Genomic DNA, 13,868 nt, shown 5'->3' with positions numbered 1-13,868 from the left:
GCGTTTCGCGCGTCAGTCAAGTGTGAGGTTTGCTTTTTGCTTCCTCATGCCATCGCCTTCGAGTGTAATGCGATGGGCGTGACCTGCCACTGAACTTTCATCCAGCGGCGACTAGGCCCCGGCGGTTTTGAATACGCCAAGTGGCGCGGTGTGAGCAACCGGCGGAAACGCGAAGTTCTCATCTTGCGCAGCGTTGGAGCCGGTGCGGCGATGGTCCCGGCAAAGTCTGCCGGGGTTTTGTATCCGAGCGATGAGTGCGGCCGGAAATGGTTGTAATCGTCCGCCCATTCGGCAATGGCGCTTCGGGCATGATCGAGCCGAAGAACAGGCTTTCGTTGAGCAGCTCGTCGCGCATGCGCCCGTTGAAACTCTCGACATAGCCGTTCTGCATCGGCTTTCCCGGGGCGATGTAATGCCATTCGACCTTGTGATCTTTCGACCAGGCGAGGATGGCATTCGACGTTAGTTCGGTGCCGTTGTCGGAGACGATCATTCCTGGCTTGCCGCGCCGTTCGATCAGCGTCGTCAGTTCTCGGGCGACACGTCGACCGGAGATAGATGTGTCCGGGATCGCTGCCAGGCATTCGCGTGTCACATCATCGACAATGTTGAGCACGCGGAAGCGTCTGCCGCAGGCGAACTGGTCGTGGACGAAATCCAACGACCAGCGGGCATTAGCCCTCGCTTCAACCAGGATCGGCGCACGCGTGCCGACCGCACGCCGCCTGGCTTTTCGCTTGCGAACGGAAAGACCTTCCTCGCGATAGAGCCGGTAGATGGTATCCATACGCGGAAGGCCGCGGAATTGGCTCGCGCGCAGGCGCACTTGCTGATGTATGGTGAGGCTGTCGCTCAGGCGATGTACTGATCCTGGGCCTTTTCGGCCTCACGGAGCCTTTTCCACGTCCACGGGAGCAGTTCGTGCAGGCGGGAGACGGGAAGATCGGCGATGCGTGCGAACACATCGGCGAGCCATGCCTTTGGGTCGACGTCGTTGAGACGGCAGGTCGTGATGAAGGTGAGCATGATGGCGGCACGATCGGCCCCACGCTGGGAACCGGCGAAGGTCCAGTTGCGGCGCCCGAGGGCAATACCTCTCAGCGCGCGCTCGGCGGCATTGTTCGTGAGACAAATCCGGCCATCTTCCAGGAAACCGGCAAAACCATCCCATCGCTTCAGCATGTAGTCGATCGGCTCGATGACCTCGGAGGATCTGCTGAGCGTGGCGCGCTCCTGTTTCAGCCACTCGTGCATGTCATCGAACAGCGGCTTGCTTGCCGATTCCGATGAAGCCGCCCCTTTGTTCCGAGATGATTGCGCCCCCGGATTCCGGGATGATCTCGCCCCCTTGAGGCTGGGGTCCTGCTGGCTGTGATTGTTGTCAGTTCATTCGTGTAACGAGTCAAGATTTCCGGCGCTGATTTCGCCGCAAGCTTTCGCCGGATAGGTCGATGCGGTGGGCGTTGTGAACGAGGCGATCGAGGATGGCATCGGCGTAGGTTGGGTTGCCGATGATCTCGTGCCAGGCTGATACCGGAAGCTGGCTGGTGATAATCGTCGAGCGGCGTCCGTAGCGATCTTCGAGGATCTCCAGGAGGTCGTGGCGTGCCTGCTCATTGAGCGGTTCCAGACCCCAGTCATCAAGGATCAAGAGCTGGACGTGGCCGAGGGTTCGCTGCAGCCTTGCATAGCGGCCGTCGCCGTGGGCAAGAGCGAGATTGGCAAACAAGCGTGGCACGCGTTGATAAAGAACTGAGCGATCGTCGCGGCAGGCCTTGTGCCCGAGTGCACAGGCTAACCAGCTTTTGCCAACGCCAGATGGCCCGCAAATCGCGAGGTTGTCGTGGGCATCAATCCAGTCGCCGCCGATCAGCTTCATGAACAGCGCACGATCGAGACCGCGGTCGCTGCGGTAATCGACATCCTCAGGCACAGCATGATGGCGAAGCTTGGCAAACCGCAGCCGGGCGGCAAGCTTGCGATCGTGGCGCGAACTCCATTCTCGCTCCAGCAGTAGCCCGAGCCATTCGGCATGGGAGAGTTGTTCGCTCTCACCGTTGGTCAGCAGTTCGTTGAACGCCTTGGCCATGCCGGTCAGGCCCATGGCATTCAATTTATCAAGGGTGGGATGTGCAAGCATATGTCGTCTCCTCAGTGGTAATAGCGGGGACCGCGGATGTTGGAGTGGTTGATCGGCTCGGGTGATGATGCGCCTGATGACGCCGACGGTCGGTCAAGGTGATTGTCGAGAATGGAACGCACCGAGCCATAGGTTCGAGCGCCGATTTCCAATGCCCGGCCGCAGGCTGCATTGACCCTCTCGCGCTCAAACGCTTTGACGAGGCGGATAATGCCCAGACAGGCTCTGTAGCCCTGTTCGGGATGCGGTCGATCGGCAAGAATACGCTCGCAGAGCAATGCAACGTCTGAGCCGATCGCGGAGGCTTCGCGGCTGATACGTTCGATCGTCCAGTCGGCAAAGCGGCGATGCGATGACGGCATGTGCTCGGGCGTTGTCGTGTGCTTGCCATTGCCACTCGAACGCCTGTGGGCGGCAATCCGCTCACCTTTGTGGAAGATCTCGATGGTATTGGCGGTGATGCGGGCCTCGACCTGCTCACGCGCAAAGCGGTAGGGCACCGAGTAATAGTGCTTGTCGATATCGACATGATAATCGAGACCGGCCCTGCGTATCTTCCATTCCGCAAAGACGTATCGTTCCACAGTCAGCGGACGCAGGGCGGGATAATCCAGCTCTTCGAACAATTGCCGTCGCGTGCGCCCGACGCGACGCAGGACGCGCCTGTCGTTGAGATCAGCGAGCAATTCAGCAATCGCCGCATTCACGTCGGCAAGGCTGTAAAAGACGCGGTGGCGTAGTCGACCCAGCAGCCAGCGCTCGACAATGCGAACCGCGGCTTCGACCTTCGCCTTGTCCCGAGGCCGGCGCGGTCGTGCCGGAAGAACAGCGCTTCCGTAATGAGCCGCCATCCCGGCATAGGTGCGATTGACCTGCGGATCAAAATGGCAGGCCTTGATGACGGCGACCTTGGCGTTGTCGGGAACCAGCAACGCCGGTGCGCCACCGAACGCCTCAAGCGCAAGCAGGTGACATTCGATCCAGTCGGGCAACGTTTCGCTCCAGCGAGCATGTGCAAATGAAAGGCTCGATGCGCCGAGCACTGCGACGAACAGGTGGGCTTGCCGCGTCTTTCCCGACAATCTGTCGACGACCACCGTGACCGTGTCGCCGGCATAATCGACGAACAGCTTTTCGCCGGCCGCATGGTTTTGGCGCATTGTCACCGGCAGCTTCAGCGCCCAGCCGCGATACAAATCACAGTAACGGCTGTAGCGATATCCCTCGGGATGAAGGCCGATATACTCGTCCCAGAGGATCTGCAGCGTCACATGCTTGCGCTTCAGTTCCCGGTGAACAATTGCCCAATCCGGCTCAGCGCTGCGGCGATGACCGGTCTTCGTGCCGGCAGCCTTGTAGAGAGCCGCTTCCAACATCGCATCGCTGACGTCCTCGCCCAACGGCCAGGAAAGCCCAGCAATGTCCACACGGCGCAGCGTCTCACGCACCGTCGACGGCGCCGCACCAACGCGCACCGCAATCGACTTGTGGCCAAGGCCTTCCTCAAATCTGTATCTCAGTATCTCGCGGACACGCCGCATCTTTAGTCTCTCCGCTGGCATCGCGTTCCTTCCTCTCAGGCAACTGAAAGGACGAACGTCTCACCAGCAGAACACCCCGACAAACACCCCAATCAGAGGGCGGCATCATCTCGGAACAAGGGGGCGGTTAATTCTCGGAATTGGGGGGCGGCATCATTTCGGAATGCGGGGGCGGATTGCCTCGGAATCTGCAGTGGAACTCTTGAAGGCTTGTTTGGCGGTATCCATACGCGGAAGGCCGCGGAATTGGCTCGCGCGCAGGCGCACTTGCTGATGTATGGTGAGGCTGTCGCTCAGGCGATGTACTGATCCTGGGCCTTTTCGGCCTCACGGAGCCTTTTCCACGTCCACGGGAGCAGTTCGTGCAGGCGGGAGACGGGAAGATCGGCGATGCGTGCGAACACATCGGCGAGCCATGCCTTTGGGTCGACGTCGTTGAGACGGCAGGTCGTGATGAAGGTGAGCATGATGGCGGCACGATCGGCCCCACGCTGGGAACCGGCGAAGGTCCAGTTGCGGCGCCCGAGGGCAATACCTCTCAGCGCGCGCTCGGCGGCATTGTTCGTGAGACAAATCCGGCCATCTTCCAGGAAACCGGCAAAACCATCCCATCGCTTCAGCATGTAGTCGATCGGCTCGATGACCTCGGAGGATCTGCTGAGCGTGGCGCGCTCCCGTTTCAGCCACTCGTGCATGTCATCGAACAGCGGCTTGCTCTTTTCCTGCCGCGCGGCCAGTCGTTCTTCGGCGCTCAATCCATTGATCTGGCGCTCGATCTCGAACAGCGCATCGTACCGTTGGACGGCCTCCAATGCGATCGGCGAGATCGGCTTGCCTCTGCGTTTGCGATCACGGGCACTTTTCTGGATGTCGGCCAGTTCAAAGAATTTACGCCGCGCATGCGCATGGCAAAAGGCAAAGGTGATCGGCACCGCTTTCTTCTCGGCGACACTGAGCGGCTCGAAGCCATTGTAGCAATCGCTCTGCAGAATGCCGCCATACCCGGCCAGGTGTTTCTGCGGGTGCTCACCACGCCGGTTACTCGACGCATAGTATATTGCCGCCGGCGGCGCCGCACCGCCGAAGGGCAGGTCATCGCATACGTAAGTCCATATGCGCCCGGTCGTGCATTTGTCTTTGGCCTGAATGGGAATGGTGGTGTCGTCGCCGTGAAGGCGCTCGGCCGCGAAGACATGCGCCTCGATCAGATCAAAGACCGGCATGAGCGCGGCTGTCCCAAACCCGACCTGGTCAGCCAGCGTCGAGGTCGAAAGCTCGATGCCCTCGCTTTTGAACCGGGTGCTCTGGCGGTTGAGAGGGCTATGCATTCCGAACTTGTCGAACAGGATCGTGGCCAGCAGATGAGGGCCGATGAAGCCGCGCGGCGTGGCATGGAACGGCGCCGGCGGCTGGCTGATCGACTCGCAGTCACGGCAGGTAAATTTCTCCCGCACCGTCTCGATCACTTTGAACCGGCGCGGAATCTCCTCCAGCGTCTCAGTGACGTCCTCGCCCAGTTTCGACAAACGCGATCCACCGCAACAGACACAAGCGGTGGGAGGATCGATGATCACACGTTGTCGCTCGATATCCTCCGGCCAGGGCTTTCGTACCGGCCGTTTGCGTGTAAACGAACGCACGCTCGATGTCCTGGCAGCCGCAGCCTGCGCCGCAATTTCATCCTCCGTCGCCGCCATCACCAGCTCTTCGAGCTGCAATTCCATCTGGTCGATCAGTCGCGCCGTGCGCTCAGATCTCTGGCCGCGCAGTTCGCGCTTCAGCTTTTCGATCGCCAGTTCCAGACGGGCAATCAGTGCCTCGCTGTCCGATAACATGGCCTGCGCATTGGCGGCTTGCGCCACCGCAATGTCCCGCTCGGCGACGACGGTGTCGCGCTCGGCAACAACGACATCGCGTTCAGCCTGTAACATCTCACGCTCGGAAAGCAGCGCCAGATAGGCGCTCGCAAGGTCCGCGGGAAGATCGGCAGGCTTCGAATTCATGAAGCCATTCGATCAGATTCTCCCTGTATTTTCAATGTAATAATGCTATCAGACCCGTGTCGGACGCCATGTTTCCTGCGGATTGCGCCAGTCGATCCCGGACAACAAATAAGACAGTTGTGCTGGAGAGATCGCAACCGCACCGCCCTCCAAATTCGGCCAGATGAACCGGCCTCGCTCCAGCCGCCGGGTAAAAAGGCAGGCACCCAAACCGTCATGCCAGATGATCTTCAAAATATCCGATCTGCGGCCCCTGAAGACGAAGAGATGCCCTGACAACGGATCATGCTTCAGAACCTCCTGCACCCGAAGCGCCAGAGAGGGGAAGCCACAGCGCATGTCCGTATACCCCGTCGAAAGCCAGACCTTGACGCCTGTTCCCATCGGAAACGGATTCACCGCAGCGTCTCCAGTCCGCGCATGATCTGAAGCAGCGCCTCAACGTCGACATCGCGGTCCACGATCACACGGCGACCATTCGAGCTGACAACCTCCATCCGGCCGGCGTTCGGCAATGACCCTGCTGCCGGCTCTATCTCTGGAACAAGCAGTGCTGGGATAAAGCCGCCGGCAGGCGACCCAACATCCAGTTGCCACGCTCGTGCGAGCCGCCGCCATTCATATAACTGCGAACGGGAAATCCCATGTCGCCGCGCCGTCGTCGCACACAAGCCAGGTTCCGAATAGCTCTCGGCGACAATCTGCAGCTTCATCTCTTTGCTGAAGCGTCGCCGCCGGCCGCTATCGACAATCTCAAGCCGTTCCATTCCGCACTGTCCTTTTTGACGTCAATAAGGACAGTCAGTGCCAAATCCGACAATTCCTACAAGGCGGCCCTGCTCGGATGCGTACGGTAGATGCGATTGACCCCGGACGGCTCTCCGTCCCGCCGAAGCAGGACGAACCAGTCGCCGATAGCCGAAACGACGCCGCTCATTGGCGAGGTCGCGCAGCTTCGTCCGCAGTTCGACCTCCGGCGGTCGGCATGACCGGTAACGGATCATCTTGCGGTCGGCGGATATAATCTGGCAGGCCCGCCGCTCCGAAAGACCCATGACGGCCTTCAGATGCGTGACGGCTTCACGCTGGGCGGCAGGCCTTTTTTTGCAAGAAGCTCGCGGAGCGCGGCTGCATCCAGCATCTGTTCGGCCAGCCGCTTCTTCAGCCTCGCGTTCTCGTCCTCGAGCGCCTTCAGCCGCTTCGCCTCGGAGACTTCCATGCCGCCATATTTGGCTTTCCAGTTATAAAACGTCGCTTCTGAAATCCCGTGCTTGCGGCAGAGGTTGGCCGCCTTCGCGCCTGCCTCCTGCTCCTTCAGCACTGCAATAATCTGCTCTTCGGTAAATCTCTGCTTCTTCATTCGTCCGTCCTTTAATGGGCCGGACTCTCTTATGTTCGCTTGCAAGCTCTTTAGCCGCGTTTTTTCTTTCGCCTTCGACGACGAAGCCCATGCGTGAAGCTGATGCACAAAGCAGGAGACAGGGCATTTAGACGACGGCTGGCATACTCTTATGCGCGGGTTGGATACCGCATTTCCGTGTGTTCGTCTGGGGCTGCCTCTGTCTAAGGTCGGGCATGGATTTATCCGCCACATAGAGTCCGCGAGGGTTCCCCACCGAAGCCCTGCCTCCAACTTTGCACATCAGACAGATGATTGAGTTTTCTCGATAGCTCGGGTTGAACTTTCCGTCTGACGGTAGGGCTCTTTAAACCTTTGTTGCAGGAGCAACCTCCTGCCCAATCGCCCACAGGAACGCGGCCATTTCTCTGGCAATGGCGGTGACAGCGATGACTTTCGGCTTGCCTGACGCCACCAGCCTTCGATAGCGCGCGCAAAGCCGCACCTGACCTTTCCAAGCAATCTCGCGAACCGTTCTTGGCAGGTCGTCCAGCCGCGCCTGGATCGTCGGGCTTACGCGTGCAGGGAAGCGATATGTCCAGGCCCCTTCAATGAGTACCCTTCGAGCCCTTGTGTTGCCCGCCTTGGTGATCCCACCACGCTTGACCCTTTCACCCGTCGAGCTTTCCGACGGCACAAGACCTAGATACGCCATCAACTGACGAGGATTATCAAAGCGCCTGACATCGCCGATTTCGACCACAAAGGTGACCGCTGTCATGAACGCGACGCCGCGCATCGCCTGGTAGGCGGCCACAACCGGGGCCATTGACCAGGATGCCGCGGTTTCGACGACCAGCTTGGTCAGCCTGTCCAGACGCACGCCGGCATCCTCGATCGCCTGGCAATATTCCGCCAACAGGATTTGGTGGGCGGGGTGATCGAATGCCTGGCATGCCAGCCATCGTGTATGAGCACGCGTCCATGGCTTGCGACCGGTATAGATGCGGCCGTGACGCAACAAGATTGAATCTGCTGGCGCGCCTGCTTCAGCGCGTCGCTGGCAGCCTCGCGAGCCCGCACCAGGTCGCGGATCGCCTCATGGCCTTCATCCGGAACCCAGACCGCCGTCAGTTCACCCGCCCGGTGCAGGCGTGCCAGGCTTACGGCATCCCGGCGGTTTGTCTTCACCCGGTCGCCCGCACGCTTGGGAACCAGCGACGGTGCCACCACCACGCAGTCGTGCCCCAATTCGACAATCTGGCGATAAAGACCGTAGCCGGTCGGGCCGGCTTCATAGATCCTATGAGGGGTGGATAGCGATCAGCGCTGTGGCAAAGTGAGGTCGCTAAACACAAACACTCTACCTTGGAGGCAAGCATGCCTGTTGCAGCTCACCGATCCGAAGCGCCGACCGCTATCCGGACTGATCTTGGCGCAATCTTCGTCTCATTGGAACTGAGCCAATCGAAATGGCTGATCACCTCGCTGTCGCCGGGTGGCGGCGAGAAGATGTCGAAGCATGCGGTGGCAGCCGGTGATGTCGCCGGCATGCTGGCGCGGTTTGCCGAGCTCAAGAGAAAGGCTCGGGCGCGGGCCGGGCGATGCTTTCCGATCATCGTGATCCAGGAGGCTGGGCTCGACGGCTTCTGGATCCATCGGGTGCTGGAGGCCGAGGGGATCGAAAGCTACGTCGTCGATCCGGCCTCGATTGCAACCTCGCGTCGGCGACGCCGGGCCAAGACCGATAAGATCGACGGCGAGGCGTTGGTGCGCGCGCTGCTCGCCTATAAGAGGGGCGAGCCGCGCGTCTGCGCCATGGTCCGGGTGCCGACGCCCGAGGAAGAGGACCGTCGCCGCCTCTCGCGTGAGCGCAAGGCCTTGACCAACGAGCGCGTGCGCCACGTCAACCGTATCAAGGGCCTGCTGTTCAGCCAGGGCGTATCCGACTACGAGCCGCTGCGCCGCGATCGCCGCAAGCGACTGGAGGAGTGTAAGACCGGCGATGGCCGTCCGCTGCCGGAACATTTGAAGGCGCAGGTCGGCCGCGAACTCGACAGGCTGGAACTGTTGCTCGAGCAGATCAAGGCTGTTGAGGCCGAGCGTGACGCTATGCTCACTGCCCAGCAGCCTGCCTCGCCAGCACCGGCGATGTTGCTCACCTTGAAAGGCATCGGGCCGGAGTTTGCCGCCGTGCTCTGGTCGGAGGGGCTGTCGCGTCACTTCGACAACCGACGACAGGTTGCCGCCTATGCCGGCCTGGCGCCGACGCCCTGGCAGAGCGGCTCGGTCGATCACGACCAGGGGGTGTCGAAATCCGGCAATCCAAGGCTGCGAACGACGCTGATCCCGATGGCCTGGCTGTGGCTGCGTCATCAACCACACGCCGCGCTCACCTTCTGGTTCAAGGACCGGGTCAAGCAGAACGGCGGCCGTCTCAAGAAGGCGACGATTGTCGCACTCGCCCGCAAGCTGCTCGTCGCGCTGTGGAAATACGTCAATGCCGGCGTCGTTATCGAGGGCGCGATCATAAAGACCGCCTGATCGGTTAGCCGAACGGAACTCTGCAATCTTCCAGGACCCGATCAGTCCTGGCGGATCCGGGTGGACGAACCGAACTTTTGTTTGGCTTGAAATGCCGTTTCGTAGAAGGGTATCGTCCTCCTGAGCCCTGTCCGCCCGCAAGCGGGATGTTGGTGCCGCTGTTTCGAACAGCGACCGTATATAAGTTGGATTTGGCTTGGCAACGAGCCGCGTCTTGCAATCCGGGCTCAGACCGTGGATGCCGCAACAACCGACGGAGTGCAAAAAATGTCACCCTGACGACAGATCCGTGTTGACCCTCCTCATATAAACAAAAGTGAAGCTTCGCTCCACGCTTAGAAAGCTTGTTGACCATCGCCGCCACCGACGCCGGCTCCGACGAGATGTCGCCGAAAAACCGCACCTCGCCGTTACGCTCTCCATCGGCAACCGCCACTGAAATCTTCAGCTTCGACGTATCCAAGCCGATGAAAATTACGCTATTCTCTTTCATGGTTCGCCCTCGCTAAGCATGGGGCTCGGCTCCGGCCAATCCAGAGCAACCCCCGATTTTAGCTTACCGCGGGGGCGGGCCACGCTCACCCCGCGAACATACGGTCTAATCCATCCTGGAGGAAATTCGCAGTGGCAGGTCAGGCGTTATGCACCGAACGCATGCAGGTTGGTGCGCATCAGACGTCCTTGGAGCGCCCGATCCGCGTATTTCGGGATTTTCGGGAAGTCCACCTCGACGCGCAACGCCGCCGTTAAGCGCGTCCTCACCGGCTTGCGGTAACGATCTGCGTCGTCCAACCTTGGGCTCGGTGGCAAGCAGGCGAATGGCGACAACCCCTCGGCCATCCGCGATCCGGAAGTCGCCACTGTCTCGCGATCATCGACCATTTCAACTTCCTGAACGGATTGGATAAAACGCCCGTAGGCAGGGACGAGGCAGCGAGAAACGCGGACAAGCGCGAAGCAGCCGTCGAATCGAGGGTGGTTTCTCAGCAACCAGCGATGGGTGCGTCGAAAATACTTCGATCCTGACTTTGAACGGATGGCTTTTTGTAACAACGGGATCCTTAGTTCAATTCCCTTCAAGAGCGGCAACCGCAGCTAATTGCCCTTTCTACAATCGATGATCGAGCCGGCAGGCGGTTTGTGCGCCGGAGGTGCGAAAGCGGCCGAATGGAAATTGACGACGCTGACCTTAAGCGGACGAGTATTAGCATTACAGTTGTATTTTAGTTTTGAGGTGAGCTCGTCGAGCGGCCGCCTGATGGGCGCGCCTCCAGCATGACCATGCGATGACGTAGGCGGGGCTTATGCGACGCTGAGCGAGTCTTATGGCGATGCGCCGGACTTCCTGGATAGACCAGCGGATCAAGTCCTGATGGTCGGCATCCGCGGTCTTTTTTGGGGCGTCGCGTCATTGGCGCGGTACCGGATCACCGCCATCATGGCGAAGGCAAGCATGACGAGGGAGACGTGGCGATGCCAGCCATGCCATGACCGGGTTTCATTGTGATCGAGTCCGAGCTCGTTCTTGGCGGTCTCGAAGCTGTCTTCGATCGCCCAGCGATGGCCTTCAACGGAAACGAGCGTCTGGATGTCCGTCCCGGCCAGGCACCATGTGGTGAAGAATGCGAGATCACCGTCGCTGATATTGCGCCGGATCAGGAGGCCACGGGTCCAAAGCCCAGATGTCGTCTCGTTGTATTCGTCGGCATCGAGGTCGGCGAGTTCGCAATAGGCCCAGTCATGAAGCCGCGCGCCTTTGGTGCCCTCACCGGCGGAAAGACGTTGCCATGCACTTGGATCGAGATCACGGGCGATCTCCTGCGCTGTGCCGGCGACCGGAGGCTTACCCGACCAGGAGCCGAAATGGTGGTCCGATTTAACCCCAAGAACGTAGCCTTTGCAGGCTCGACGCAGGGTCCCTTCAACGTCCCCGACGCCATAGACCGCATCTGCGGCCACCCATGAAAACGGCACATCGGCTGCCAGCGCACGCCGTATCATCTCGACAGCCAGGCCTGGCTTGGTAGCGAAGGCTGTAGCCTGAGGAACATGAGCTGCTGCCAGCCTTGCCGGATCGCCGGTCCAGCTTTTGGGCAAGTACAGGGCCCGATCGATAAAGGCATGACCGCGAACGGACACATAGGCGGCGAACACACCGATCTGGCAGTTCGTTATCTTGCCAGCCGAACCTGTATATTGACGTGCAACACCGCACGATGTCTTGCCCTGCTTGAGGAAGCCCGTCTCGTCGATGACCAGGACCGCATCATCCGTGGCGAGGTTTTCTACGACATACTCTCGCACGATGTCGCGAAGTGCGTCCGCGTCCCAGCGCCCGCGCCCCAGAATGGCTTGTTGCCGCCACGGGCCGGGATCACCGGCCGCCTCAGCACGCATCCAACCTGTCTTACGCCGCTCGTCACCCAGCAAGCCGTCCAGGAAAAGGTTCGCAGAGGCTGCAACTCGCTCCTGCGTAAACAGTCTGCGCATGCGAGCCTTCACGTCGCGCAACGATGATGCCCAAAGCTCAAGCGTAGTCTCGATTGATGCACCTGTCATCCATGACCTCCGAATCATGGAGACCCATAGATTCAGACCACAGATAGATATGCAACTGTAATGTTAGGGCGTAAACCCATTAATGTTCTTGGCGTTTTGCGTGCCTCGTGATTCAAGGCTTCCGAATGAGGAGCCATGATGACACGCCGCCGCTACGAACTCACGGACCAGGAATGGTCGATTATTTCGCCACTTCTTCCCAACAAGCCGCGCGGCGTTCCCCGTGTCGACGACCGACGGGTGTTGAATGGCATCCTTTGGCGCTTCCGAACAGGCTCTCCTTGGGCGGAAGTTCCTGAGCGGTATGGGCCGCCAACCACCTGCTACAACCGCTTCGTCCGCTGGCGGAAGGCTGGTGTCTGGGATCGGCTTCTTGAAGCGGTTTCAGAAGCTTACGATGGCGACATCGTCATGATCGACTCGACCTGTGTTCGCGTTCACCAGCACGCGGCCACGGGAAAAAAGGGGATCAAGACGATGGTGGCATGGGACGTTCCCGCGGCGGGCTCACGAGCAAAATCCACGCGCTCGTCGATGCTGAAGGTCGGCCCGTCACGCTCCGCCTGACCGGCGGGCAGATTGCTGATTGCACTGAAGCCGATGCGCTGACTGACAGCCTCGGCGAAGGCGACATCCTGCTTGCCGACAAGGGCTATGACAGTAACGCCATCCGGGCTAAGGCGGCCGCGCGCAAAGCCTGGGCCAACATCCCGCCCAAAGCAAATCGGACGGGCTCCTTCTCATTCTCGCGCTGGGTTTATCGGCAGCGAAACCTCGTGGAGCGGTTTTTCAACAAGATCAAACAGTTCAGAGGTATCGCCACACGCTACGACAAGCGCCCGGAAAACTATCTCGCCGCTGTCAAACTTGTCGCGGCGCGGATCTGGTGTCAGAGTTTATGAGTCGACGCCCTAGTTAGGCTCGCGTTGCCCGCTGAGTATTCAAGGGACTAGACCGGCGGCGCGGTGGTTGCTATTTGCAGGGCATGTTGCGATGTTGAAGACGTCGCCACCCAAGGCTCTCGAAGTGAAAAAAGTCCAGCGCAGCTTCGCCGTTGAATACAGATCTGGGCGGCGAAAACTGAATTCGAAATCGACCTCGATCTGGGGAGACATGGATCTCAAGTCCGTTGCGCAAGATCTTCAGGACGAGGCAATGCCATTCGTGCCGGGAGCTTCTCAGGTTAGCAGCAGCGAGATGTCCTTCGCTGGAGAAGAACAGGCCGCGGCGTTGTTGACACTGCCGATTGAGCAGGAGACAAATGCATCGGCTTTACAGGAGACCATAATGGCCGACGAAAACAATACGATGACCGATGCTGACACACCGGCCGTAGCGGCGCTTGATGTACCGAAGAAGGAGCGTAAACCTCGCGCCAGGAAAGCAATGCCTGAAACGGCCTCAGCCGCAGTTTCGGCGCAACCAGCAGCGGCTTCGAATGCCGCGGCTGGAAAGCAGAAGAGAGGACGCAAGGCAAAGTCTGACGAAGGTGCAACAAGCGGCAAACGTGCGCCTGTCAAACGTGTTCCGAAGGCCGTGCAGACAGCGGCCGCACCGTCGGTGGCGGCGGTTGATGAGTTTGCGGATCTTCTGCAGCTGGAAGAGGAAAACCAAAGACTGCGCAAGCTGCTGGCCGAGAAGCTCCGTGCTGAAAATGCCGATCTGCGAAAGCGGCTCGACCTCGGTTGATCGGCAGCATTCGGCCAAGCGGTGGCCGCATTCTCATGCTTATCGAACATTTT

The 13,868-nt window shown here is 59.9% G+C and carries 11 protein-coding genes and 5 pseudogenes; 3 read left to right on the top strand and 13 right to left on the bottom strand.

Translation table 11 applies throughout. The features are described 5' to 3' along the window. Positions 1-44: 44 nt before the first annotated feature. The 10 genes and pseudogenes from WGT02_RS33335 to WGT02_RS33290 all read right to left on the bottom strand — a co-directional run. Complete coding sequence (locus WGT02_RS33335) at positions 45-419, bottom strand: integrase core domain-containing protein (protein ID WP_375679858.1); 375 nt, start codon at positions 417-419, stop codon at positions 45-47. Continuing rightward, positions 371-787 (bottom strand): annotated as a pseudogene (locus WGT02_RS33330) (DDE-type integrase/transposase/recombinase); the annotation flags it as partial. The pseudogene WGT02_RS33330 and the gene WGT02_RS33335, both read right to left, overlap by 49 nt. 65 nt (positions 788-852) lie before the next feature. Beyond that, positions 853-1,278 (bottom strand): annotated as a pseudogene (locus WGT02_RS33325) (transposase); the annotation flags it as partial. 124 nt (positions 1,279-1,402) lie between these two features. Then, positions 1,403-2,140, bottom strand: a complete 738-nt coding sequence (istB, locus tag WGT02_RS33320; protein WP_024317380.1) for an IS21-like element ISRel16 family helper ATPase IstB — start codon at positions 2,138-2,140, stop codon at positions 1,403-1,405. Positions 2,141-2,151: 11 nt separating this feature from the next. Next, complete coding sequence (istA, locus tag WGT02_RS33315; protein WP_208245675.1) at positions 2,152-3,681, bottom strand: IS21 family transposase; 1,530 nt, start codon at positions 3,679-3,681, stop codon at positions 2,152-2,154. A 293-nt stretch (positions 3,682-3,974) separates the two neighbouring features. Next, on the bottom strand, positions 3,975-5,684 hold the full coding sequence (locus WGT02_RS33310) for an IS66 family transposase (RefSeq protein WP_208246114.1): 1,710 nt from the start codon (positions 5,682-5,684) through the stop codon (positions 3,975-3,977). A 48-nt stretch (positions 5,685-5,732) separates the two neighbouring features. Beyond that, positions 5,733-6,068, bottom strand: coding sequence for an IS66 family insertion sequence element accessory protein TnpB (tnpB, locus tag WGT02_RS33305; protein WP_208246417.1), 336 nt, complete (start codon positions 6,066-6,068; stop codon positions 5,733-5,735). 11 nt (positions 6,069-6,079) lie between these two features. Beyond that, complete coding sequence (locus WGT02_RS33300; RefSeq protein WP_208246116.1) at positions 6,080-6,451, bottom strand: transposase; 372 nt, start codon at positions 6,449-6,451, stop codon at positions 6,080-6,082. A 77-nt stretch (positions 6,452-6,528) separates the two neighbouring features. Further along, positions 6,529-7,044: pseudogene (locus tag WGT02_RS33295) on the bottom strand (transposase); the annotation flags it as partial. A gap of 346 nt (positions 7,045-7,390) precedes the next feature. Continuing rightward, positions 7,391-8,322 (bottom strand): annotated as a pseudogene (locus WGT02_RS33290) (IS110 family transposase); the annotation flags it as partial. Between the two features lie 81 nt (positions 8,323-8,403). Between WGT02_RS33290 and WGT02_RS33285 the strand changes: the two are divergent. Continuing rightward, positions 8,404-9,567 (top strand): IS110 family transposase, encoded by a 1,164-nt coding sequence (locus WGT02_RS33285; RefSeq protein WP_208246284.1) that lies wholly within the window; start codon positions 8,404-8,406, stop codon positions 9,565-9,567. A gap of 286 nt (positions 9,568-9,853) precedes the next feature. Here the strand turns inward: WGT02_RS33285 and WGT02_RS33280 are convergent. From WGT02_RS33280 to WGT02_RS33270, 3 genes and pseudogenes are all read right to left on the bottom strand, one after another. Further along, a pseudogene (locus WGT02_RS33280) lies at positions 9,854-10,060 on the bottom strand (IS110 family transposase); the annotation flags it as partial. Positions 10,061-10,206: 146 nt separating this feature from the next. Further along, positions 10,207-10,449, bottom strand: a complete 243-nt coding sequence (locus tag WGT02_RS33275) for a hypothetical protein (protein WP_208246280.1) — start codon at positions 10,447-10,449, stop codon at positions 10,207-10,209. Between the two features lie 480 nt (positions 10,450-10,929). Next, positions 10,930-12,144 (bottom strand): IS701 family transposase, encoded by a 1,215-nt coding sequence (locus tag WGT02_RS33270; RefSeq protein ID WP_208244986.1) that lies wholly within the window; start codon positions 12,142-12,144, stop codon positions 10,930-10,932. 120 nt (positions 12,145-12,264) lie between these two features. On the opposite strand from WGT02_RS33270, the gene WGT02_RS33265 reads away from it, so the two are divergent. Next, positions 12,265-13,028 (top strand): IS5 family transposase gene (locus tag WGT02_RS33265; protein ID WP_112334169.1). Its coding sequence is split into 2 segments (ribosomal slippage): positions 12,265-12,580 and positions 12,580-13,028, totalling 765 coding nucleotides; the frame shifts between segments, so codons are not numbered across the junction. Positions 13,029-13,152: 124 nt separating this feature from the next. Then, entirely contained in the window at positions 13,153-13,815 is a 663-nt protein-coding gene (locus tag WGT02_RS33260) for a transcriptional regulator (RefSeq protein WP_024318679.1), read from the top strand. The last annotated feature ends 53 nt before the right edge of the window (positions 13,816-13,868 follow it).

It is taken from the genome of Rhizobium sp. T1470, from assembly GCF_042140505.1.
GTDB classification, from domain to species: Bacteria; Pseudomonadota; Alphaproteobacteria; order Rhizobiales; family Rhizobiaceae; genus Rhizobium; species Rhizobium favelukesii.
Note: the sequence above shows the minus strand (reverse complement) of the source record. Positions and strands in the feature narration are given on the sequence as shown.